This window comes from Prolixibacteraceae bacterium (genome assembly GCA_019856515.1).
GTDB classification, from domain to species: domain Bacteria; phylum Bacteroidota; class Bacteroidia; order Bacteroidales; family Prolixibacteraceae; genus Halosquirtibacter; species Halosquirtibacter xylanolyticus.
This window is the reverse complement of the sequence record CP082230.1, coordinates 4126869-4152125: the sequence shown is the minus strand read 5'-3', so window position 1 is coordinate 4152125 and position 25257 is coordinate 4126869. Positions and strand designations below refer to the sequence as shown.

Sequence of the window (25257 nt, the reverse complement as noted above, 5' to 3'; positions counted from 1 at the left end):
ATAGTAACACAGAAACCCATTTAGACAACATTTTACATCATTAATCAACTAAATTGTGACATTACCACAATACATCCATTCTATCAGAATCCAACTTAAGAAATATTGACAAAAGAATAGTAAAGGACCATAAAGAAGAGCCACCATAACTAATAAATGGCAAAGGAATACCAATCACGGGTGCCAAACCTATAGTCATTCCGATATTTACCGCAAAGTGAAAGAACAAGATACAGGCCACTCCATAACCATAGACCCGACTAAAACGAGAGCGCTGTCTTTCAGCTATATATATCAGCCTAAGAAACAAGAAGATAAACAGAAAAACGACTAATGAAGAGCCCATAAAACCCCACTCCTCACCGATAGTACAGAAAATAAAATCGGTACTCTGTTCAGGAACAAAATTAAACTTCGTTTGGGTTCCATTCAAGAACCCTTTACCTGTAATACCACCAGAACCAATAGCAATCTTTGATTGATTCACATTATATCCAACACCTAAAGGGTCATTTCTTATCCCCAACAACTCCTCAATACGAGCACGCTGGTGAAGTTGCAATATATCATTAAAAACATAATCTACAGAAGAGGAAAAAATCAATGCTCCAAGAAGACTCAAATAGACAAGAGCCTTGCTAATATGTCTTGACAACAAGGTTTTTATCGAAAAAATAGCGGCATATAACATCAAGCCATACAACATTATATTGCCCACACTTATATCATATCCCATCTGCTCAATCATATAAGTTGGAATAAAATAAAGTAAACCCAATCCAATAGTAAACACCACAAAATGTTTGTAATCCTTAATAAAGAAACAATAAATAATGGCATATAATCCACCGATAATCAACAGGTTTACTCCTCCAGAATAGACAAGAGTTACAATAAATATAGAAGTCAATAAGAAACCAATAAAAAGGAATATACCAGGAAGTCCTTCGCGATATAAAACCAAAATAAAGACAAAGAATACTAAAGCTGATCCAGTATCATTTTGAAGTAATATAATCAAAATAGGCAAACCTATGATCAAACCAATCTTCAAATAAGAGTTAAAGCTATTCACCTTAAAATTATACTGACTAATCATCTTTGCCAATGCTAAATTTGTAGCAAACTTAGCCAATTCGGCAGGCTGCAGTGCAAAACTACCAATCTTAATCCATGCCTTAGCTCCTTTCACAGAGGTACTAGAAACAAGGGTGACAAGCAAGAGCAGGATGGCGGCACCATATATATAATAAGCGAAAGTTGTAAAGAACTGACTATCCACAAGCATAACAACAGCCATTAAGATCAATGAAGCACCAATCCACATCAACTGCTTTCCATACCTTTGACTAAAATCAAACATACTATCATGATCAATATTATACACCGCGGCATAAATATTTACCCAGCCAATCAACATCAGCATAATATATAGCAAGATGGTCACCCAATCCAACTTTGAAAGTATATTTGTCTGTCTCATTCTTCTTCTTTCTTTTCTTCTTCCGATTCTAGCAATACGGATGTTTTCATTCTATCCTCGAGATACTGTCTCCGCGGAGAGATAAATCCTTTTATATACTTCTCAATCATCAAACTCGCAATAGGCGCAGCATACTTAGCACCCCACACACCTCTCTCCACATAAACAAAGATGGCTATCTTAGGATTATTCATAGGAGCAAAAGCAATAAATGCAGAGTGGTCTGTTCCCGATGAGTTCTCAATAGTTCCTGTTTTACCTACAATCGAAACAGAATCGATATAAGCAACACGACCAGTACCATTCAAAATCACTTCCCTCAAACCTTCTGTCGTCAGATTATAATAGGTACTATCAATACCCGTTTCATAATGCTCAAAAGTCAACTCATCCACTTTACCTGTTGGCGACACCACCTTCTTTATAATATGAGGTGACACAAAATAACCTCTGTTGGCTATTGTTGCTGCCACATTAGCCATCTGTAAAGGAGTACATAAAAGCTCTCCCTGACCAATAGACAAAGAACGTACCGTTAACGAATTCCACGATCCTCGATATAGCTTATCATAGAATTGTGCCGAAGGAACATTACCTTTCCGCTCACCACTAATATCTCCTGAAACACTTCGCCCTAACCCAAAACGCTTTATATAGTTATACCACTCCACATACCCCTCTTTTGTCGAAGAGTATTTAGACATGCTCGCTTTGAAAGTTTGCCAAAAAAATGGATTACACGACTCCCTAATCGCATCAACAATACCCAGAGGTGTGATGTGATCATGAGTACATCTTACTGGACGTGAAGCCCTTCCATGACAAACAAATTTAGTATAAGGGGTGATTACCCCCTCCTGCAAGGCTACCAATCCATTAACGGGTTTAAAAGTAGAACCAGGAGAATATGCAGCTGAAACCGATCGATTATATAAAGGTTCGTTACTATCTTTCTGAAGTATCGTATAATTCTTACCACGAATACGACCAACCAATAGACCCGGATCATAAGACGGGGCACTAACCATCGATAAGATCTCGCCAGTTGCCGGCTCAATAGCCACAATAGCTCCAGCTTTTCCTGCCATCAACTGCTCACCATATAGTTGAAGTTTAGCATCCAACGTAGAGATCAAATTATCTCCTGTTACAGCTGTCGTATCGTAACGCCCCTCTTTAAAGCTTCCCTTCAATCGACTATGAACATCCACTAACTGGTAAGTAACCCCTTTCTTGCCACGAAGTTGCTTCTCATAAGCATACTCAACACCTCTCTTGCCAATATAGTCTCCTGAAGCATAATACTCATCTCGCTTAAGATCTCGATCCCTCACCTCCCCTACATATCCCAGTGCCTGAGATGCTATTGGGAAAGGATACTGTCTAAGTGTACGACTTCGTACATAAAAACCAGGATATTTATACAACTGTTCCTGCAAAGAGGCATATCGACTCGCAGACAACTGCTTTAAAATCACCGAAGGTTTATATCGAGAATACTCCTTTGCCTTATTCAGATTTTTAACCAACAGCTCTTTCTCTACCCCTAAAATAGCACACAATGCGGTGGTATCGAAAGAGGCGATCTCTCGGGGAGTAGCTAAAAAATCATAAGCCGCTTGATTATACACAAGCAGTTCCATATTACGGTCATAGACCAACCCTCTTGCAGGATACGAAACAACCTTCCTAACGACATTGTTCTCTGCCGAGAGTTTCCATTTATCGTCAACAACTTGCAGATCTAACAGCCTTACGATCAAAGCAATCGCAACAAGGGTAAAGATACCTGCAATAACAAAAGGTCTATTCGTTTGAACATCTGGATTCATAACAACTTCTTTTTAATCCAGTTTCTACTCTTTTATAAACAAAAACTGACTCAACACCATCACACTCACAGTCACTACAGTAGTCACCAAACTATGTAATATGACCTCAAAAAGATGAACAAATGAGAGGGACTCTAAGATATATAGGTATAGCGTATAGATAAAAGTAATAATGAAGCAATACTTCATAAACCAAGCTACGCCATAATATTTGATTCTAGGCAACGAGCCCTTCTCATAAACATCACGTGAAGAGATAAGTCTCAACACCGTAGGTCTAATAAAACCGACCAACAAAGTAGCGGAAATATGAACTCCCAACGTATTACTAGGAATATCTATCATCAGCCCCAAGAAAAAAGACAACACCAAAAGTGTGACGCCACTAATTTCAAAAGGGAGCAATAGAAGAAAAAGAATATACACCTGTGGATTCACATAACCTAACCAATAGATATTATTCAGAACAAAGACTTGAAGCAAAACCAAGCCGATAAAAAGATACACATATTTCAAATAGTCCTTAATCATTCTTGCTCCTCCAATGTTATTCGTTCTTCCTTCGAAGTATAATTAATGATATTCACAAAGTTAACACTCTTAAAGTCGGTTAACAACTCCACATCGATATCATAGAAATTACTCCCCCCCTTCTTTTCGAACGTTGAAACCACTCCTACAGGAATGCCCTCTGGAAAAATAGAAGAGTAACCACTAGTGACAATAGTATCACCAACTTGAATATCTACATGAAAAGGAATCTCATTGAGTTGTGCATGGCGATATGACTCTCCATCCCACGACAAGGAACCATAATAATCATTCTTCTTTACCTTCGAACTCAACTTAAAATGTTTATTCAACAAAGAGATAGCCACCGCATAATGTTTCGACACCGAAGTAATTACACCAACAATCCCCTGATCGTTCATTACCCCCTGATCTACCTTTAAACCATCCTTCGAACCTTTGTCTAGTGTCAAATAGTTAAAATTTGTAGAAACGCAATTATTAATCACTTTTGCATTATTCATGGTGTAAACCAAAGTACTATCTAGCCCATTTACCAATCTATCGCTTACAGCCGAAACACTATCCATCTCTTGTTTCAAACTATCCACCACAACAGAATCACCATATGCCACAGACTTAGTGGCCTGAAACTGAAGCACCACCTCTTTTAAACGTGCATTCTCATTCACCAAACGCTGATTCTCTTTAGACAAATAGCCATACTCTTTTACGTCGTCCACCATAGAAAATAGGGTTCCCGTGATAAAATTACTTGAATTAAAAAAGGAGACCTGATGATAGTTATTAAACTGAACCATCATCAACAGAGCGATAAGTTCCAAGAATAGGAACATAAAACCGAAGTGGTACTTTACTAAAAATTTCAATAGGTTCTTCACCTGATATGCGCTGTTTATAAAGTGATTAGATAGATTAATTCTACACAATAAGCTAAAACCAACACAAGGTGGATGAGAGATTCGTCTTTCATCCACCTTGAGTAAACTTTAAATATTTAAATATGGTAAGATATTATCTTTCAAGGAACTTAAACCTACCCACATTCTTCAATGCAATACCTGTTCCACGAGCCACAGCTCTTAGAGGATCTTCCGCAATATGAAAAGGAATATTAATCTTATCCGACAATCGCTTATCCAACCCTCTCAACAGTGCACCTCCTCCTGCTAAGTAGATACCTTTATTTACCAAATCCGCATATAACTCTGGTGGAGTCTGCTCTAAAGCACTCAAGATCGCTGTCTCAATCTTAGAGATCGACTTCTCCAAACAGTGAGCAATCTCCTGATACGAAACAGGAATCTCCACTGGCAATGCAGTCATCTGGTTTGGTCCTTGTACAATATAATCTTGAGGTGGCTCTTCCAACTCGGTCAATGCTGCACCCACATTAATCTTAATATCTTCTGCCGTACGCTCTCCGATCTTAATATTATGCTGATGACGCATATACTCCATGATGTCAGCAGTCAAATCATCTCCTGCGATACGAATGGACTTATTGGTTACAATACCACCCAAAGAGATTACAGCAATCTCTGTCGTACCTCCTCCGATATCCACCACCATATTACCTTCTGGGGCTTCCACATCAATACCAATACCAATAGCAGCAGCCATAGGTTCATAAATCATATAAACCTCACGACCTCCAGCATGCTCTGAAGAGTCACGTACAGCACGCTTTTCCACTTCAGTACTTCCTGAAGGAATACATACCACCATTTTCAATGAAGGAGAAAAGAAGCTGCTTCTACGAGGAATCATTTTAATCATCCCACGAATCATCTTCTCTGCCGCATCAAAATCAGCAATAACTCCATCTTTCAACGGACGTATCGTTCTTAGATTCGAATGTGTCTTTCCTTGCATCTGGCGAGCCTTTTCGCCAATAGCCTCCATCGCATCTGTTTTGGTATTCATCGTAACAATCGATGGTTCGTCCACCACAATCTTATCGTTATGGATAATGATCGTATTGGCCGTACCCAAGTCAATTGCTATCTCCTGTGTTAAGAAAGAGAAAATCCCCATTATATTGACAAGCTTTAAATTTTAATGTTTAAAATGCCTGAAACCTGTCATTACCATTGTCATATCGTTCTGATCACAATACTGGATAGAATCATTATCTCGAATTGAACCTCCTGGCTGAATTACACACTTTATACCTTCTTTATTGGCTATCTCCACACAATCAGCGAAAGGGAAGAAAGCATCCGAAGCCATCACAACACCATTTAAATCAAACCCAAAATTCTTCGCCTTATCGATAGCTTGTTTTAAAGCATCTACACGCGAAGTCTCTCCTACTCCACTACTGATCAACATATCTCCTTTTGCAAGTACAATGGTGTTCGACTTAGTCTGTTTCACCAATCTATTTGCAAAAAGTAGATCACAGACTTCGCTATCATCTGCAGCTCGTTTCGTGACCAAAGTTAAATCTTTCACAGTTTCTTGCTTCAAATCTTTATCTTGAACAAGCATCCCATTTAAGACCGAACGATACTGTTTTACACCAGTTTCAGTTTCTTTGCGTACTAAGATAATTCTATTCTTTTTAGTAGACAACACTTTTAACGCATCTTCTTCATATGAAGGTGCAATTATCACCTCAAAGAAAAGCTTGGTCACCTCCTCTGCCGTCTCCACATCCATTTTCTTATTGGTAATTAAAATACCACCAAAAGCAGAAACTGGATCACTAGACAAAGCGGCCACATACGCCTCCTTCAAATTATCCCTCGAAGCACATCCGCAAGCATTATTATGCTTCATGATTGCAAAGGTAGTAGAATCAAACTCATCAATCAAGTTTACAGCTGCATCAATGTCTAATAAATTGTTATATGAGATCTCTTTTCCATGCAACTGATCAAACATCAAATCAAAATCACCATAAAAAGTACCATCTTGATGTGGATTCTCCCCATATCTTAATGGCTTTCTTTGGTTATAAGACAAACGTAACGATTCACCATCTGAAGGAGCAAAGAAATCATGAATAGCAGTATCATAATGAGAAGAAACAGCAAAAGCTTCTCCTGCCAATTTTTTACGATCGGCTAACGATGTCGCCCCATCCTTCTCTTTCAAGATATCCAACAATGTCACATACTGGTCACGATGTGACACAATCGCAACATCCTTAAAGTTCTTTGCTGCTGCTCGAATCAACGAGATACCCCCAATATCGATCTTCTCAATAATATCGGCCTCCGAAGCACCACTAGCAACAGTCTCCTCAAAAGGATAAAGATCAACCACGACCAAATCAATAAACGGAATCTCATACGCTGCGACCTCTTTTTGATCGCCTTCATGATCTCTACGCGACAAAATACCACCAAACACTTTGGGATGTAAAGTCTTTACCCTGCCACCCAATATCGAAGGATACGAAGTTAAATCCTCTACAGCTGTAACCGAAATACCCAAATCTTCAATAAATTTCTGGGTTCCACCAGTAGAAAAAATCTCGACATCTTGTAATGCCAACTGTCTAACAAGAGGTTCTAGGTTGGTCTTGTCAAAAACAGAAATCAATGCTTTACGAATACTCTTTAAACGGTCCATCTTTAGGTTTTTAAATGATACCCTAAAATTACAACATTTAATCTACTTCTAAGTATTAAGTTATTGTAAACACCCCCTATTTTAACACACCAAACATCAGAAAATCAACACCAAACAGGCCGAACCCCTATTTTCTCTTTTATTAACTATTTATTAAGCCATCTCTCGACAACATAGATTCTTAAAATGGAGCTCATCTCTAATACATATTAAAAAAGCATGACTGCTTGTTAAAAAATATCAAACAACGAAACAACAACGGATTAGATTAAACTAAAATCATTATTCCATGTTTGATAATTAAACTACTCTTCCAATTTAATTTTGTAATAAAACCATAACCACATCTTCATTAAAATGAAACATCTACTGCATTCTTTTGTATTGTAAATTTCTAATACAGCTTTTATGAAACATTTTTACATTTCCCTTAGAATTGTAGCGATACTATCCATCTCTTGGATCTCCATCTCAACCTCTTTTGCTCAAACCAATTTTCCTAAAAAAATTATTCTCTTAATTGGGGATGGCATGGGTACCGAAGAGGTTAAAGCAGCCAACATGTTTCAAGGTGCACCCCTCTCATTCGAAAACATGCCTTACAAAGGATATGCAACAACCCACTGTTACAATAAAAAAATTACCGACTCCGCAGCATCTGGCACAGCCTTGGCTACAGGTAGAAAGACCAACTATCAAACTGTAGCCATGGACATTAATGGGAATAATCTAACCACCGTACTTGAATATCATAAACAACAAGGTAAAAGTACTGGGTTGGTAACCACGACATTCTTAACCCATGCTACACCTGCTAGTTTTGCCTCACATCAAATAAAAAGAAACAGGTATACACAAATTGCCCAAGATATGTTAAGCATAAAACCAAACGTACTGATGGGAGGTAGCAAATACATTAAACGGACCAATGCTATCAGTGCGGGCTATCGAGTGGCCTACACAATACCTGAATTTAAAAAACCGATCCAAATAGACCAGAATCCACACTATGCAGTCCTTTGGCCTACCAACAACCATATGCCATACGAAGCAGATTATGCAAACAGAACCTATCCTTATGCACATCTTTCTGATATGGCCATCAAAGCAGTTGAAATATTAAACCAAGACCCGGATGGTTTCTTTCTAATGGTTGAAGGGGGCAAAATTGATCATGCAGGTCACCAAAACAACATCAAAAGAAATGTCTATGAAACCATTGAATTCTCAAATACCGTAGCCAAAATATTAGCGTGGGCCAAGACAGAAGAAGATGTACTTATTCTAGTGACAGCGGACCATGAAACAGGCAGTTTACTTGTCAAAAAAGATAATGGAAAGGGAAAACTACCTACCGTAGTGTGGGGAACAGGTGGACACAGTTTTTTACCCGTAGGAGTATATGGTTATGGAGAACAAGCCAAATCCATTCACAACAAGGTTATTGACAACATCGACATCTGCCATCTAATGATTCCAACCCCTCCTTTAAACCCATCATTAGATAGTCAGAAACGACCTAAATTAACCTGTAGTCAATGGGCACTAGCAGGAGGATACACCTTTATTTCATCTCCTTCAACCCAACGTATTAACCTTAATATATCGCCTTCATCAGCTGTCGACCATCGAGAGACCTCCCCTATAGGAGAAAAAATATATTGGTCAAAAGCCTATCGAGGAGCCGTCAGTGTCACACAGATCAATCCAAGTCCACAAATCACACAAAACATTCAAATTTATGGGCAACCCAACACACCCAAAAAACCTTCCTACACACCATATCCATATGCAGGAAGAGAATCAACACTAAATAGCAAACATACACTCGGCGCAACAAACTACACATGGACCATTACCCCCGAAGAGGCATACGAATCTATCCAACCTCTTTTTAATGAAGCCAAAGTAATATGGAATGAAAACTTTTCTGGATCTATAAAAATAGAAGTTCAAGCAGTTAACCATTGGCAAACACAACCAACAAAAGCCCAACGAAACACCTTTGTTAGACTTAGCTATCCCCTTCACCTTAAAGTGATGAGTCAAAATAATCACCTTCCAATAGAAGGAGCTAAAATTAATGTGGCAAATGAAAACTTTATAACAGATTATCAAGGAAAAGCTGAAATCGAACATTGTATATCGGGAGACCAGATCCCCCTGACGGTTCACTCTGAAGATTATCTTGATCTTCAGAAAAACATCTCCGTAAATCAAGAGAAAACCATTGAAATTGAACTGACCTCTCTATCCACCTCTACGAATTTAAAAGCAACCCAAGAGCCTTTCTTAACCACCCAAGGCTCAACGATTGAACTACACCAGGTAGATAAAATTAAACGTATCGAAGTGATTAATTTATATGGTTCCGTACTTCAAACCATCCTCAACCCTAACCAAGACCAAAGAATTCGTTGTCAATCGATTCCTTCAGGAGTATACATCATTCGTCTTTATAGAGAAGAAGGAGCCAAACCCATACTACTAAAAACAACATTATAACACCATCAATAAATTCATTTACAACCATGCGTTGGAAGTTATACACTTTCGGCGCATGATCACCAGTTCCATATTAAAAGCTTATAAACAAAAACCGTTAGGAAAACGACAGGACATTATGGATTACTTTTTTATGAAACCCTCTGTACCGATCATATAAACATACATCGTGTAATACTAAAGTCCCTGAGTAGACTCCTACTTCAGGGATTTTTCATTATATTGCAACTCTAGAAATCTAAACATCCAATAAGCAAGCTTTTAATAGATACAGAAACCATTATGTTTTTGCATCAAATAAAAACTAATTAAATTCAACAATTTATGAGACAATTATGTCTACACATGAAGTGGTTAGGATGTTTATGCCTTTTATTTTTTACCACCAACACTTTTGCCCAAAAATCTTTTCCTAAAAAAATCATTCTCATGATCGGAGATGGAATGGGGCAAGAAGAAGTGAAAGCAGCCCACATATATAATGGAGGTCCACTATCTTTCGAAAAGATGCCATACCAAGGCTTTGCAACCACCCACTGTTTCGATAGAAGAATCACCGACTCTGCAGCTTCGGGTACGGCACTTGCAACAGGTCGAAAAACAAATTATCATACTGTAGGACGCGATGAAAATCAAAAAGTATTGACCAATATCGTGGAGTACTACCAATCGCAAGGTCGTAGCACAGGGGTGGTTACTACAGCCTATGTTACCCATGCCACTCCTGCGGCATTCACAGCCCACCAACCCAAGAGAAGTAAGCTAAAAGATATCGCACAAGACATTCTTAAGCTAAAACCAAACGTTTTGATGGGTGGTAGCAAAATACTACATAAAGATGACGCGGAAGCCGTAGGCTACTATGTTGCAGAGACAAAAGAGGACTTCAACAAATCAATACAACTAAACAAAACACCACACTTTGCAGCACTATGGCCAACCAAAAATCATATGCCATACGAAAAAGCATATCGTGGTAAAGAGTACCCCTATGCCCATCTCTCTGAGATGACCACCAAAGCGGTAGAGATCCTCGATCAAGATCCCGATGGATTCTTTCTAATGGTCGAAGGTGCTAGAGTGGACCATGCTGGACACGGAAACAACATCAAGAACAATGTCTTCGAAACACTCGAATTCGCAAATGCCGTGCAGAGAGTATTAGACTGGGCCAAAGACAGAGACGATGTCTTAATCCTAGTAACTGCCGATCACGAAACAGGTAGCCTTCTTGTAAAAAAAGACAATGGAAAAGGAAAGATCCCTTCGGTGACTTGGGGAACTAGAGGACACAGTTTCCTTCCTGTAAGAGTTTGTGGATATGGAGATCAAGCCAAAGCCATCCATAATAAGGTGATAGACAATATCGATGTCAATAACCTAATGGTTCCTAACGGCCCAATCAACCCTGTCGTAAACGCAAAAAACAAGCCTGTTCTGACCTGTAGCAACTGGGCTTTAGCAGGAGGATACACCTTTATATCATCCCCTTCAGATCAACGTATCAAGATAGATATAAAACCCGCAACAGCCGTTCTAAAAAGAGAAGAAGGTCCTTATGGCGAACGAATCTATTGGGCAAAAAACTACCAAGGAGAAGTAACCTTGAAACAGACCAATGGGGCCACAACAAAAACGGTAACCATATACAGTCAGCCTGACACAGCCAAAACTCCTACGGTATCTCCATCTCCTATTGCTGGAAAAAAATCCACACTAAAAACAAAACACGCATTGGCAGCAACAGAGTATCAATGGACCATCACCCCTAAAAAAGCATACCTCTCCATCTCACCCAATAGCAACGAAGCACAAGTGGTATGGAACAAAAACTACAAGGGGAAAGTAACGGTAGAGATTACCACCAAAAACAATTGGGCCGTACAACCCATTAAAACAAAACTAGAGACAAACGTTCAATAGATCATAAAAAAGGGGGAGCTCGACACAAATGTCAACACTCCCCTTTACTATTACCACAAAAAAGGTTAGGTTAGGCCAATAAAAACCCTATTTGCTCAATAAAACATATCTACAATCCGATACCGCCTCAGCTCCTCGAACAGTGGGATGCACATAGAAAGCATACATATGTAGTTTCGCCTCCACCATATTCGATGGAATCATAAACTTCGTAGAGCCTTCCGAAACCTTTGCTACATCCTCCATCACGTAGACCTCACTCAAATCTTCTGTCACAATCATCACCTGCACTTGAAAATCCGACAGATAATCCACACCACTCCAAGACCAACTTAAGTCTACCAAACCTGTCGAATCCAACGCCCCTGTAACATCAGTTAATGGCGAATGCATTCCGTTAGACAACTCCAAACGAGGAAAATCGACCACGATACAATCATCCTTAAATTGGAAACAATCGAAGTTACGAGACATCGCCACATTATGACTCGTCTGTTTGATCGCCTCAGGATATAATCCCTTTCTCACCAAGGCCCCTGCCCTACTAAAAAAAGATCCAGCAGCACCAAAACGAGCACGATGCTCCAACAACTTCACACTACTCGACTTCTTCACATGAGCAGGCAACGAACGCATTACATTAATGCCCTTCCATGTGCTACCAACCACACTACCTACTTTTCCAGAAAAGCCTCCAAGAATCCCTTTTTTAAAAGTACTCATAAGTCATATTAGATTAGGTGATACAATAAATTATCACCACAATAATACCCCCTTTTCATCCCCAAAACTAAGGGTAGGTAAAAGATGCACGCTATTACCACCAAATGCATCATAAAAAACACAAAAGCGATGCTCGCGTCTCCTTCTTGCGACTCAACAAAGATCCTTCTAATCCGTGGCTAAAATTCCTTGTTTTCCATCCTTGCGCTCCACCCCTTCGTGCCTTTGTGTCTTCGTGGTTCAATTCTCCTTACACCACAACCAGATCCGTGGAAATCCGTGGCTATATAATTTAGACGCGAACATCGCGCCTCTACGTAATCATAAAAAAATCCGTTTCATCAGTGTGCCATCCCTGCGAATCATCCCAATATCCAAGTTTCTGCCAATGCCTTACCATGAGAGGGATACTACAACCGCTGGGAACGCTGAGCTTCGCTCGGCATCGTACCGCAAGAGAGCGACAACCTTAGTATTCATCTGCATATGTTGCATCACAGGCAAGTTTCTCCATGGTAAGGTTGACACACGATGCCGAGCGAAGCGCTGCGTTCCCAGCGGTTGTCCCATCCCTTGCGCTTCAACCCTTCGTGCCTTTGTGTCTTCGTGGTTCAATTCTCCTTACACCACAACAAAGATCCGTGAAAATCCGTCTGATCCGTTGAATCCGTGGCTATATTTCCCGTGCGCTTCAACCCTTCGTGCCTTTGTGCCTTAGCGGTTCAATTTCACTTGCACCTCAACCAAGATCCGTGAGAATCCGTCTAATCCGTCCAATCCGTGGCTATATTTCCCATGCGCTCCAACTCTTCGTGTCTTTGCGGCTTCGCGGTTCAACTCCCCTTACACCACAACCAAATCCGTTTCATCTGTGTGCCATCCCTGCGTGTCTTAGCACCTTAGTGGTTCTGATAATGAGTAAGAGACGCTTTGAAAACTAAGTTCCACCAATAGGTATGATAGAATTTGTTCCATAGCAACCTAAATCGTAAGATATGACTATTTCACTGAGAACAGAGAAATAGTCATATAGCGACGCAATACTCGTTATCTCCACAACCCACCCCTATTTAGAGTCATTCTATCGAACAAAAATGAGAACAGTTAACTAGAAGGGTATAAGAGAGAAATAAAAAAGCACAACCCCTTGAATAAATATATGTTAGATCGGTTTCTCAATCTTCATATGACTCCCCCTATATGTTAGGATAGATCCGTAGTGGGAATTGCTGAAGAGACACTTCACCTCTGCCATATAATGGCCGTCATTACAAAAGTCATATAATTTATCCTACAATATTTATTATATTAGATCCTACACCCCTTTATTAATTGGGACAAAAATTATTGAACCTAAATGATTTCTTATGGAAAGAGAATGCTTAAAAATGACCGTGTCCAAGCTATATGTGGACAACCCATTGAACACCTTACACAAAATTAAGAAGTGCCTTCATGAGAAGATTTCATCATTCTCTCCACTTCAAGTTGAGATGCTCTATAAAGATACACTTCAACAGACCACACAACAAGTAAAAGAAGACTTTCAAACCCTCGCCTCTTGCCAAAGAGAAAAAATGCGCCCTCACCACAAGAAACAGGTGTCCATTTTCATACTAAGACAGCTTGATCATCTGTCATTATTGATCTACAGCTACTACCGATGGAACGACAGACACCTCAAAGAGATATTCTATAGTCGTATCTATTTTGGAGACACCGAAGAGTGGATCGTTTTCTATCAATACACCTATTGGGCACAGATGCTCGAACATTTCGCACCTGAATATAAAAATATCATGATCCCTAGAGAGACGTATCTATACAAACAGCTCGTAAGTCTTTATGATGCCCAGACAAATAAAAATAGTATTCATCTTAGTCGTCCTCACAAACTACTGAAATTTATACATATTGTGGCTCCTCTTCATTACGACCACCTTCAGCTACATCAAAGAATCACCAATCTATTGGAGAAACTAACATCAAAACCATTTCAGCAAGAAGATGTGGTAATTAGAATCAATGCTCTACTACACGAGAGTTATCAACAGATCATGGAGACCTATCAAGAGAATAGAGAACAGTGGATCGGAGGAATAAACAAAACACAATTACGTTTTTCCTTCACACACCTTAATATTCTATATGCCTATCTTAAGTCTGAAAGCATCAAAAATGATGAACAAGAGTTCTTTAGTAGTATCATAATAATGATTGAAGAGGCCGAAATATACCTTCACTCACAGGTGGCAACACCTGTCACACCCACAAGAAAAAAACAAGCAATACACTATGACAACCCCATTAAAGTAACTCACCCCTTAGAGAGAACAAAAATTATCGAACATCATGAACTACTATTTAAAAAACAGTTCATCAAAGCACAGCTACCGATCTTTCTTAAACTGTTCAGCCAACAACCCATCCATGAAGTGATCGTTTGGCACGGCTCTCAAAGAGATCTACACACATGGCTAACCACCCTCAAAAAGATGAATATCATATCTATTCCTCATGGAGGCTGGCAACAGATTAGCCAAATGTTTGTAAGCGAAAAAAACGAACACTACACTGCCCAAAGTCTCACCAAAAGCAAAGAGAGTATCAACAAAGAACAGATTGAACTATGGTGTAACATCCTAAAATAACAACACCTTGAACAGATTAGCGATTCCTCTTCTTTATCTAAAAACAAAGAAGAGGGATCTCATTAAAGACGATTTTTACACCTCCCCAAGCGAAAAACTTTTTCTCCTTTACAATTCATCTTCTCCTTGCATATCCTCCCATCTTGTCGCAACCACACCCACATACTTCAACTCCATAGGGACGTACAATTAGCCAGAATCGTTTCATTCATCCTATCCCCTCTCTACCTTTGAATGAGTAGAAACTATAACCCCACATAAGGATGAAAAAAGATAGTCACACCCACGACACACCCAAAGCACCTTTTGTTCGCCACACCCTCCTCTGTCTCAAAACAGAGAAGGCCACCCTACAAAAAGTACAAAACGAGTTAAATCGTCTCGTAGACATCATCTGCCTTCTTAAAGATCTACTGCACCCTCTGCTGATGCGCAAAGACCGATGGCTCGACACCCAAGATGTTTTGGTTTTGCTACATATCTCCAATCGCAAACTGGTATCCCTGCGCAATAGAGGCACACTCCCCTACACCCGTCTAGGAAAGAAGTATCTCTACAAAGAGTCGGACGTGATGGCCATGCTACACAAAAACTATCGGTCACAAAACACTTCTCCTCCTAATGAAGACAAAGAGAAGTGACCATAAACTATCAAAAATCATCATCTAATTTCATGTGTATCATGCTTCAGTGGGATAGCGACTCCCACCCTCTAGCGCCGATCGCATAATATGGTGACAAGGGCACCATCAGGCCACAAACAATAGCCCTATACGATCCCATTGGTTGTAAGTCCATACACATGAAATTTTCATCAAAACCTTATACTATGAAATATCTGTTGATCCCCATTGCATTAATTCAATTTACCTATCAACACAATGCCCTCGATGCACTACAACTATACCTCTACCTTCGTAACCAACGATCAGTATCGTTCGACACCCCTACCATCACAACGATCGCCACAACCTTTAGTTGCTCCATCCCAACCATCAAACGACGCATCCAAAAACTCCAGCGCCTTCGTATGATACGATTAGACCGACATAGAAACCATCGAACAGTATCGCCCTCTCAACTCATCAAACAACATCACTTGGCACCACTAGGGTCACTCTATTGGCTCAACAAATACCAGATGAGACATTTCAAAATCATCGCCATTGTCACCCTTCTCTACTACACCGCTTTTCGCCGTGAGATGATCCAACAGAAAGCCAACCACACGGCCCACTATCGCAAGCTGCTACGCAAACACAGTCGCTATGCCCCCCATCTGGGGATGGTACTACACACACGACAGTTCACCGTGCCGAAGAACTATTTACAAAAAGCACTCCGTGTGTCCACCTCCCAATTCTATCGCTATCGACAACAGGGTCAACGGCTCGGATTATTGGTCATTCAACAGAATCACCAACATCTACCCTTAAAACCCAAAGAGATTAATGGTTTACGAAGCCACCATAAGTCGCTTCCATATATTATTCATCGTAATGGACAATGCTACCTTCAAAAGCCTTCAACCATTACATTTAAAATTAACATTCGGTTATGAGAAAAATAACAAGAATTATCATTCACTGCTCTGATAGCGATAATCTCGAACACGACAACATCCAAACCGTTCGCCGTTGGCATATGGAGAGAGGATGGAAAGATATAGGCTACCACTACTTTATCTGCCTCAATGGAGACATCAAATGGGGAAGGGCCGTGGAGACAATTGGAGCACACTGTAGAGGTTACAATGCCGACTCTATAGGCATATGTCTCAGTGGTAAATATCGTTTTTCAGATGCCCAATATGCAAGCCTTTGTCTTCTCCTTCGAAAGCTGATGAAGAAATTCTCTATTAAAAAGAACCGAATATATCCACACAACCATTACAACAAGAAAAAGACATGTCCCAACTTCAATCTCAAAGAGATCTTGATGAGACTATAATCCCATCTCATCATTCAATACAAACCGAATAATTAGGTATAATACACATTCGTCATAGTATCAATTCAGGTAGCTGGGTGCACTTCGGTGCCCCAGTTTTTAAATCACAATTCCCATGAAACATCTCAAAACCATCGCTCGTACAGCCCGACATATCACCGACAAGGTCATCAACAACACCGCCACCGCCGACAAACAAGACGCCCGCCACCGCAACGATCAAGCCAACCAAACTGCCACCACAGGCTTCCTTGATCGCAACATCCACGAGATCGTCATTCTCATCATCCTCTTCACCTGCCTCTTCGGCCACAAACTCAACATCCCATCCCCCACCCTCAACAAATTCACCGAATACCTCGCCTACGTCATGTGCTTCCTCTTCGGCCGTCACCGCAAATAACCATCACCACATTCCACATCCAATACGACATAGTTTGAGCCAATGTCTTGCCACAAAAGAGCATCAACCCCAGGGAACGCCGAGCTCCAGCTCGGCATCATGCGTCAACCAAATCCGTTAAAATCCGTTGAATCCGTGGCTATAATTCCCTGCAATTCAAACACAAATAAAATCAGTAAGAATCCGTCCAATCCGTTTCATCTGTGTACCATCCCGTAAAATCCAACCCATCGTGCCTTCGTGGTGATTTTTAAAAATCCGTTCCCGACAATTGAAACCAAGCCCCGAACGGGGTGGCCGAACCTAGCCCAACGGTGAAATGAATATGTTGCGCGGTAGTGCTGCATAAGAATGAGCCTTGGGTACAACACACGACCTATCACCAAAGGCTGAAGGCCTGACCCATCTCAGACATAACGCATCCAATACGACCAAGTTTGTGCCAATTTATTGGCACGAGAGGGATACCTCATACAGGCACGAGCATCTCGCCTCTACCCTTCCTATCTTTGCGCCTTCACAGTGCGCTTCATCCATGAGAACACATCGTTCCACTCGGTATCATGCGTCAACCAAATCCGTCTAATCTGTTGAATACGTGACCATAATTCCCGTGCACCACAACCCTTCATGCCTTTGCGCCTTTGCAGTTCAATTCCCCTTACACCACAACAAAGATCCGTGAGAATCTGTCTGATCCGTTGAATCCGTGGCTATATTTCCCATGCGCTCCAACCCTTCGTGCCTTTGTGTCTTCGTGGTTCAATTCCTCTTGCACCACAACAAAGATCCGTGATAATCCGTCTGATCCGTTGAATACCATCGATTGTCTAAGTATTTGGGAAGAAATATATAGTACAGATTTTAATTCCCTCGATTTCGATGGAATTAAAAATCAAACAGATCTTACCCATTTGTACTATCGGTAAACATCGTACAAGACACACAATTCCGCCAATGGGCCGCACAACGCTTAAAAGATTACTTGGTAAAAGGATATAGTATAAACCAAAAACGAACGTCAGCAAAATGATCGTATCGGACTTACAGCCCTCCTATTATCATGAATCTGTCTGATCCGTTGAATCCGTGGCTATATATTTTAGACGCGAGCATCGCGCCTCTACGTAGTCACTCTCCTGACACACGATGCCGAGCTGGAGCTCAGCGCTCCCAGCGGCTGTCCCATACCCTTGCACCCCATTCGTGGCTATGATACTTTTGTTTAACCTATAGGGGGCCAGGCCTTCAGCCCTTGGGTATTGATTTTATTATCAATACCCAAGGCTCCAACCTGTATGATGCGCTATTGCGCAACATATGGTTTTCACCATTGGGCTATGTTCGGTTTCCCTTTCAGGGAATGTTGTCTCATTACCATAATTAAACAGATATAAGATCTGTGGATATCTGTGTGACATCCCTTGCGCATCAACCCTTCGTATCTTTGTGTCTTCGTGGTTCAATTCCCCGTGCGCTTCAACCAGATCCGTGAGAATCCGTCCAATCCGTGGCTATATCGTTCCCAATGGTTTTAATTAACCTTACAACCTAAAATTACTTTTTTTCATATTCATCTATTTTATTCGTTGTTTTTCACATCCCATTTCGCACTTTTATCTATTTTTATAACTCCTTTATTACATTATTCAATCTAAGTAACTACACAACTATGAGTTTCAATGAAGACACCCGCGTTAAAATACCTGCAATCATCCACTTAACCCACTTAGGGTACAAATACATAGACCTCAATACAAATAAAAGAGATAACAATACAAATATATTTACCGATATCTTTTTTGATGCTATATCAAAAATAAACCCTTCGGTGAAGGAAGACGATATTAAAAGAAAATATCACGAGATAACGCTCCAACTACAAAATAACGACCTCGGAAAAGCTTTCTTTAAAACATTAACTTCTCAAAATGACATAAAGATTATTGATTTCGAGAATTTCAACAACAATCAATTCAATGTAGTTACAGAGCTAACATACAAAATAGATCAAGAGGAATTTCGCCCTGATATTACAATTCTTATCAATGGATTGCCTCTTGTTTTTATCGAAGTGAAGAAGCCAAATAATAAGGACGGTATTATTGCTGAAAGAAACAGGATTAATGCTAGATTTAAAAATAAAAAATTCATCCCTTTCATAAACATTACTCAGTTTATGATATTCTCTAACAATATGGAATACGACGATCTCGACAGAGAGCCTATTCAAGGGGCATATTATGCAACCCCCTCATATGGTAAAGTCGTGTTTAACTATTTCAGAGACGAAGAATTCAACAAACAAAATCCTCCTATTTTAGATCCTTTTAATAACACGAATGAAGATCTAATCCTTGCAGACAACAACCTGATCAACATTAAAAATAGTCCCGAATTTATCCAGAATAAAGATCCATATACTCCGACGAATCGAATTTTATCTTCGCTTCTTCATAAAGATAGATTGGCTTTCATTTTAAACTTCGGGTTGGCATATGTGAATGAATCTTCTGGGTTGCAGAAACACATAATGAGGTATCCTCAAATATTTGCTACTAAAAAAATAGCAGAACATATCAATATTAATAAAACGAAAGGTGTTGTTTGGCATACTCAAGGAAGCGGTAAAACGGCTTTAGCTTATTTTAATGTAAAACACCTTACAAGCTACTACAACAAATTAAATGTCATTCCAAAATTCTATTTTATCGTCGATCGGCTCGACCTTCTTACCCAAGCCTCTATTGAATTCACCAATCGTGGACTTATTGTCCATAAGATAAACTCTAGAAACGACTTCGTGAAAGATATTAGATCTACGAAGTCTGTTGAAAACGATCAAGGTAAGATGGAGATTACCGTTGTCAATATTCAAAAATTTAAAGACGATCCGAATGTTACTAGACCAAACGATTACAACCTTAACATTCAGCGTGTTTTCTTTCTAGATGAAGTACATCGAAGTTACAATCCCAAAGGTAGCTTTCTTGCAAACCTAAACCAGTCCGACAAAAATGCAATTCATATTGGTCTTACTGGAACTCCTCTTCTTAAAAAAGATGCAAATACAAAAAATCTTTTTGGAGGTTATATACACAAATACTACTATGATGCATCTATTGCGGATGGTTTCACCCTTCGTCTTATCAGGGAAGAGGTCCAAACTAGGTACAAAATTTTACTTCAAAAATCGCTGAACGATATTAAACTTTTGGAAGGAGAAATCGACACTCGAGACCTCTATGCGCATCCTCGTTTTGCAGAACCAATGCTTCAATACATCGTGGACGATTTCGAAGAGTCTCGTCATATTTTTAACGACCCTTCTATTGGTGCAATGGTCGTCTGCGACTCTGCAAAACAAGCAAAAGAACTTTACAACCAGTTTATAATATCTCAAAAACACAAAAACAGCCAAGACTTATCCGTCGCTGCTGAATCCAATGCCACATACAAAACTTCTCTTGATCAATATAAAGTAACCTCGGCGGAGATTATTCTGCACGATATATATACCAAGGACGAGAGAGCTGATATTGTCGAAAAATTCAAAGAGGGTAAAATTGACATCCTTTTTGTCTACAATATGCTTCTTACTGGATTCAATGCTCCGAGGCTTAAAAAATTGTACCTCGGTCGGGTAATTAAAGAGCACAACCTCCTTCAAACACTCACTCGTGTCAACAGAACCTATAAAAATTTCCAATATGGATATGTCGTTGATTTCGCAAACATTAAAAAAGAATTCGACGCAACAAATAAAGCTTACTACAACGAACTTCAAGAAGAACTCGGAGAAGAGTTTCAGAACTATTCAAATCTTTTTAAATCTGCAGAGGAAATCAAAGAGGATCTAGATGTCATTAACACCACTCTAACTCCTTACGACACACTCAATAGCGAGATTTTCTCCCAACAGATATCTGAAATAGCCGATCGAAAAGAGATGCTCAAAATTACTTCTGCACTAAACCATGCAAAGGAACTCTACAATATCATGAGACTCACCCAGCAAGATGAACAATTAGAAGATTTCGACATTCATAAGATTAACGAACTGGCTCGGGAAGCCAATAACCACCTTGCACTTCTCAACCAAAAAGAAGCGCTAAACACAAACCCTGAAAATGTAGATATTCTAAATCTTTCCATTGAAAACCTACAATTCTCTTTCTCTAAAGCTGGTGAAGAGGAACTCATTATGGCTGATAAGATGAATAAACTAAAAGCCCAAATACACAAAGAGTTTCTCTATAATTTCGATCAAAAAGACATTCAATTTATTTCCCTTGCCGAAGAGTTTAAAAGAATTCTTGCCAAATACGATGCCAGAGAGTTTTCTCAAGATGAACTTAAAGAAGAAATATTTACTCTTACTAAAGTTCACGATCAAATTAAAGAGGTAAATAGACGAAACAATCTTTTAAAAGCAAAATATACCAACGACAAAAAATATGCACGTATACATAAACGTCTTCGCGAAAAAAGTTTGCTCTCTAAAAAAGAAGAACTTATTTTGTATGCCCTCCAAAACATTAAAACGGAGGTAGATATTATTGTTAAAAAAAATAACGCCATATTGAAAAACGAAAGATATTTCTCCAAACTCATGGCTAAAACGATCCTTGAACAATTACAAAAAACAAAAGGAGTACAATACGATCTCGAGGCAATTAACAACATTAATATCCTCATTACAAAACAATATACTGAAGAGTTTAACGCAAGATTTAAATAAAAATGACATCTCTAGAATTTAAAACTCAAGTTACAACACTCATCGACGACCTCAAAAGTGTATGTGCCACTTTTGGCCTTGGTAACGATGGCAATGAGTTTAAAATAATTACCCAGCTGTTCCTTTTCAAATTCATGAACGATAAGTTCGAATTCGAATTCAAGAAAGCAAATCCGAAATACAACAACAACGACTGGTTCACTGAGATTGAAAAACTTTCACCAAGCGAATACGAGATGCTCCTATTGATGCTCGATGTGGATACTGCCAAACTAATGCCCCAGCATCTTCTAGCTCACCTATATCAAAATCAGAACGCTCCCGATTTTGCAAAATATCTCGATGATACCCTCAATGAAATTGCGCTTAAAAATGTCGACCTATTCTCTGTACAAACTGCAGGTGGTGAAAAAGTGAAGCTATTCGATCGTGTTACAGAATTCGTCTCTGACGGTCGCGACGAATTCGCAAAAGCGATTATTAACAAGCTTATTACATGTAATTTTCAACCTATATTTAATGAAAAATTCGACTTCTTCGCCACAATTTTCGAATATCTAATCAAAGACTACAACAACGACAGTGGTGGTAAATATGCCGAATACTACACACCACATGCTGTTGCTAAAATTATGGCTTCTATCCTTGCTCCAGTACCCGTCGAAAATGTGACATGCTACGACCCTTCTGCGGGTTCTGGTACGCTTCTAATGAATATTGCCCATGCTTTAGGCGAACAAAACTGTACAATTTATTCTCAAGATATTTCACAAAAATCGTCAAATCTTCTTCGTTTAAATCTGATTCTAAACAATCTGATTCATTCGATTCCTAATGTTGTGCAAGGAAACACCATCCTCGATCCTTTTCATAAGGAAGACAATCTTCTTGATGAAAACAACACTGCACAGACTCTTAAAAAGTTCGACTTTATCGTTTCTAATCCACCGTTTAAACTCGACTTCTCTGACTATCGCGATCAACTAGCAGACAAAAACAACAACGATCGATTCTTTGCAGGCGTACCAAAAGTCCCTGCTAAGGCAAAGGATAAGATGTCAATCTACTCTTTATTTCTCCAACACATTATATTTTCCCTTAGTCCCAATGGGAAAGCAGCGGTTGTAGTTCCCACAGGTTTTATCACTGCTCAAAGCGGGATTGATAAAAAAATACGTCAACATCTTGTCGACAATAAGATGCTTGCAGGGGTAATTAGTATGCCTTCAAACATTTTTGCTACAACAGGAACCAATGTCTCCATTATCTTTATCGATAAAAACAACCAGGAAGATGTCGTACTGATCGATGCTTCTTCCCTGGGTAAAACAGTGAAAGAGGGGAAAAATCAAAAAACAGAACTAACTCCTGAAGAGGAGCAGTATATCATCACCTCTTTTCTCAATAAATCAGCCATAGATGAGTTTGCGATGGTTGCAAAATATAATGAGTTAAAAGAAAAAAACTATTCTCTTAGTGCAGGGCAATATTTCGATATTAAAATTGAATATTCCGATATCTCCCACCAAGAATATTTGGATAAAATGAAATCCTTTCAAGATAACCTAGATGCTCTTTTCAATGAAAGTAAGGTCCTTGAAAATAAAATTCAAAATAATTTGAAAGGATTGAAATATGAATAAATGGATCAAACTAAAAGATGTTGTTATCTTTAATCGAAAATCATATAAAAAAAATGAAATACCAACATTTGTTAAATATCTAGATACAGGTAGTCTCACAAAGAATAAAATAACAAAACTCCAATATATTGATACTAGAACACAAGTACTACCAAGTCGTGCTCAACGTAAAATATCTAAATATTCAATTTTATACTCGACAGTACGACCAGTTCAAGAACATTATGGTTTTTTTGAATCTGAAATAACTAATCTTGTCGTTTCAACTGGCTTTATTACAATTGATATTATTGATGATTCAATATTCCCCAAATATATTTATTATTTACTTTGCCAAAATTATGTTACTAATTTTCTCCAAAATGTTGGTGAAAATTCAGTATCTTCATATCCATCAATATCTCCACATGATTTAGGGAATCTAAGATTCAAAGTCCCTCAAAATATTCTAATTCAAAAAAAAATCGCCAAAGTTCTTTCTGATCTAGATTCAAAAATTGAATTAAACAACAAAATAAATCTGCAACTAGAGGAAATGGCCAAAACAATATACGATTATTGGTTTGTGCAATTCGACTTCCCCATATCTAAAGAAATTGCATTAGAAATGGGAGATCCTTCTCTTGAAGGTAAACCATACAAATCCTCTGGTGGTAAAATGATTTTCAATAAAGATCTAAATAGAGAAATCCCTCAAAATTGGTCCGTTGTAGAATTAAGTGATATCGCTGAAATTACAATGGGACAATCACCGTCAGGAACTTCATATAACGAAAACAATGAGGGCATTATATTCTTTCAAGGATCAACTGATTTTGGATGGAGGTTTCCTGCTATTAGACAGTTTACGAATAATCCTAAACGTTTTGCAAAGCAGGGTGATATTTTGTTAAGTGTTCGTGCTCCTGTCGGTGACATAAACATAGCAAATCATAATTGTTGTATTGGTCGAGGTTTAGCTGCATTAAGAAGCAAAGAAAACTATAATTCATATCTTTTTTATGTTATGAAATATTTTAAAAATATTTTTGATTCAAGAAATAAAATAGGTACAACATTTGGTGCAATAACTAAGGACGATCTTTTTTCATTGAAACTAGTTTACCCATCCAAAACAGAACTTATAGCTTACGATAATATTGTTAAAAATCACAATACATCAATTTTTAATAACGATCAACAAAATCGTCAACTCACCAAACTTCGTGATTGGCTACTCCCTATGCTTATGAATGGACAAGTCTCTGCTGAAGACATACCAATAGATTAATTAAGATATACTTATTCCTC

The 25257-nt window shown here is 38.9% G+C and carries 18 protein-coding genes; 11 read left to right on the top strand and 7 right to left on the bottom strand.

Annotated elements, in window-relative coordinates; all coding sequences use genetic code 11:
* Positions 1-61: 61 nt before the first annotated feature.
* The 6 genes from rodA to purH form a co-directional block, all read right to left on the bottom strand.
* Positions 62-1483, bottom strand: coding sequence for a rod shape-determining protein RodA (gene rodA / locus K5X82_15235; protein ID QZT36586.1), 1422 nt, complete (start codon positions 1481-1483; stop codon positions 62-64).
* The gene (gene mrdA, locus K5X82_15230; protein ID QZT36585.1) at positions 1480-3315 is read right to left on the bottom strand and encodes a penicillin-binding protein 2; all 1836 of its coding nucleotides are present in this window, start codon (positions 3313-3315) and stop codon (positions 1480-1482) included. Before mrdA ends, rodA begins: the two co-directional genes overlap by 4 nt.
* Positions 3316-3339: 24 nt before the next feature.
* Complete coding sequence (locus K5X82_15225; protein ID QZT36584.1) at positions 3340-3846, bottom strand: rod shape-determining protein MreD; 507 nt, start codon at positions 3844-3846, stop codon at positions 3340-3342.
* On the bottom strand, positions 3843-4727 hold the full coding sequence (gene mreC, locus K5X82_15220; protein QZT36583.1) for a rod shape-determining protein MreC: 885 nt from the start codon (positions 4725-4727) through the stop codon (positions 3843-3845). The genes K5X82_15225 and mreC overlap by 4 nt, the downstream gene beginning before the upstream one ends.
* Before the next feature lie 133 nt (positions 4728-4860).
* A complete protein-coding gene (locus tag K5X82_15215) occupies positions 4861-5883 on the bottom strand; it encodes a rod shape-determining protein (protein ID QZT36582.1) in 1023 nt (340 codons plus the stop codon).
* Positions 5884-5904: 21 nt separating this feature from the next.
* Positions 5905-7428 carry a bifunctional phosphoribosylaminoimidazolecarboxamide formyltransferase/IMP cyclohydrolase gene (gene purH, locus K5X82_15210; GenBank protein QZT36581.1) on the bottom strand — a complete coding sequence of 508 codons (1524 nt, stop codon included), beginning with the start codon at positions 7426-7428 and terminating at the stop codon, positions 5905-5907.
* A 408-nt stretch (positions 7429-7836) separates the two neighbouring features.
* Here purH and K5X82_15205 point away from each other — a divergent pair, with 408 nt between their 5' ends.
* Together K5X82_15205 and K5X82_15200 are read left to right on the top strand one after the other, a co-directional pair.
* Positions 7837-9933, top strand: a complete 2097-nt coding sequence (locus tag K5X82_15205; GenBank protein QZT36580.1) for an alkaline phosphatase — start codon at positions 7837-7839, stop codon at positions 9931-9933.
* A 324-nt stretch (positions 9934-10257) separates the two neighbouring features.
* A complete protein-coding gene (locus K5X82_15200; protein ID QZT36579.1) occupies positions 10258-11856 on the top strand; it encodes an alkaline phosphatase in 1599 nt (532 codons plus the stop codon).
* 87 nt (positions 11857-11943) lie between these two features.
* Here the strand turns inward: K5X82_15200 and K5X82_15195 are convergent, their stop codons facing one another.
* Complete coding sequence (locus tag K5X82_15195; protein QZT36578.1) at positions 11944-12579, bottom strand: DUF6266 family protein; 636 nt, start codon at positions 12577-12579, stop codon at positions 11944-11946.
* A gap of 1367 nt (positions 12580-13946) precedes the next feature.
* On the opposite strand from K5X82_15195, the gene K5X82_15190 reads away from it, so the two are divergent.
* The 9 genes from K5X82_15190 to K5X82_15150 all read left to right on the top strand — a co-directional run bounded on the left by K5X82_15190 (position 13947) and on the right by K5X82_15150 (position 25237).
* On the top strand, positions 13947-15230 hold the full coding sequence (locus K5X82_15190; GenBank protein ID QZT36577.1) for a hypothetical protein: 1284 nt from the start codon (positions 13947-13949) through the stop codon (positions 15228-15230).
* Between the two features lie 263 nt (positions 15231-15493).
* Positions 15494-15871 carry a helix-turn-helix domain-containing protein gene (locus tag K5X82_15185; protein ID QZT36576.1) on the top strand — a complete coding sequence of 126 codons (378 nt, stop codon included), beginning with the start codon at positions 15494-15496 and terminating at the stop codon, positions 15869-15871.
* A 188-nt stretch (positions 15872-16059) separates the two neighbouring features.
* Complete coding sequence (locus tag K5X82_15180) at positions 16060-16791, top strand: hypothetical protein (protein QZT36575.1); 732 nt, start codon at positions 16060-16062, stop codon at positions 16789-16791.
* Positions 16788-17180 carry an N-acetylmuramoyl-L-alanine amidase gene (locus K5X82_15175; GenBank protein QZT36574.1) on the top strand — a complete coding sequence of 131 codons (393 nt, stop codon included), beginning with the start codon at positions 16788-16790 and terminating at the stop codon, positions 17178-17180. Before K5X82_15180 ends, K5X82_15175 begins: the two co-directional genes overlap by 4 nt.
* Positions 17181-17295: 115 nt before the next feature.
* Positions 17296-17583, top strand: a complete 288-nt coding sequence (locus K5X82_15170; protein QZT36573.1) for a hypothetical protein — start codon at positions 17296-17298, stop codon at positions 17581-17583.
* Positions 17584-18514: 931 nt separating this feature from the next.
* Positions 18515-18616, top strand: coding sequence for a virulence RhuM family protein (locus tag K5X82_15165; protein QZT39138.1), 102 nt, complete (start codon positions 18515-18517; stop codon positions 18614-18616).
* Positions 18617-19255: 639 nt separating this feature from the next.
* The gene (locus K5X82_15160) at positions 19256-22324 is read left to right on the top strand and encodes a DEAD/DEAH box helicase family protein (GenBank protein QZT36572.1); all 3069 of its coding nucleotides are present in this window, start codon (positions 19256-19258) and stop codon (positions 22322-22324) included.
* Between the two features lie 2 nt (positions 22325-22326).
* Positions 22327-23967 carry a type I restriction-modification system subunit M gene (locus tag K5X82_15155; protein ID QZT36571.1) on the top strand — a complete coding sequence of 547 codons (1641 nt, stop codon included), beginning with the start codon at positions 22327-22329 and terminating at the stop codon, positions 23965-23967.
* Positions 23960-25237 (top strand): restriction endonuclease subunit S, encoded by a 1278-nt coding sequence (locus tag K5X82_15150; protein ID QZT36570.1) that lies wholly within the window; start codon positions 23960-23962, stop codon positions 25235-25237. The genes K5X82_15155 and K5X82_15150 overlap by 8 nt, the downstream gene beginning before the upstream one ends.
* Positions 25238-25257: the final 20 nt, after the last annotated feature.

Coding starts and splice junctions, on each gene's coding strand:
- rodA (QZT36586.1), bottom strand. CDS start 1,483: ATGAGACAGACAAATATACTTTCAAAGTTGGATTGGGTGACCATCTTG.
- mrdA (QZT36585.1), bottom strand. CDS start 3,315: ATGAATCCAGATGTTCAAACGAATAGACCTTTTGTTATTGCAGGTATC.
- K5X82_15225 (QZT36584.1), bottom strand. CDS start 3,846: ATGATTAAGGACTATTTGAAATATGTGTATCTTTTTATCGGCTTGGTT.
- K5X82_15215 (QZT36582.1), bottom strand. CDS start 5,883: ATGGGGATTTTCTCTTTCTTAACACAGGAGATAGCAATTGACTTGGGT.
- purH (QZT36581.1), bottom strand. CDS start 7,428: ATGGACCGTTTAAAGAGTATTCGTAAAGCATTGATTTCTGTTTTTGAC.
- K5X82_15205 (QZT36580.1), top strand. CDS start 7,837: ATGAAACATTTTTACATTTCCCTTAGAATTGTAGCGATACTATCCATC.
- K5X82_15200 (QZT36579.1), top strand. CDS start 10,258: ATGAGACAATTATGTCTACACATGAAGTGGTTAGGATGTTTATGCCTT.
- K5X82_15195 (QZT36578.1), bottom strand. CDS start 12,579: ATGAGTACTTTTAAAAAAGGGATTCTTGGAGGCTTTTCTGGAAAAGTA.
- K5X82_15190 (QZT36577.1), top strand. CDS start 13,947: ATGGAAAGAGAATGCTTAAAAATGACCGTGTCCAAGCTATATGTGGAC.
- K5X82_15185 (QZT36576.1), top strand. CDS start 15,494: ATGAAAAAAGATAGTCACACCCACGACACACCCAAAGCACCTTTTGTT.
- K5X82_15180 (QZT36575.1), top strand. CDS start 16,060: ATGAAATATCTGTTGATCCCCATTGCATTAATTCAATTTACCTATCAA.
- K5X82_15175 (QZT36574.1), top strand. CDS start 16,788: ATGAGAAAAATAACAAGAATTATCATTCACTGCTCTGATAGCGATAAT.
- K5X82_15170 (QZT36573.1), top strand. CDS start 17,296: ATGAAACATCTCAAAACCATCGCTCGTACAGCCCGACATATCACCGAC.
- K5X82_15160 (QZT36572.1), top strand. CDS start 19,256: ATGAGTTTCAATGAAGACACCCGCGTTAAAATACCTGCAATCATCCAC.
- K5X82_15155 (QZT36571.1), top strand. CDS start 22,327: ATGACATCTCTAGAATTTAAAACTCAAGTTACAACACTCATCGACGAC.
- K5X82_15150 (QZT36570.1), top strand. CDS start 23,960: ATGAATAAATGGATCAAACTAAAAGATGTTGTTATCTTTAATCGAAAA.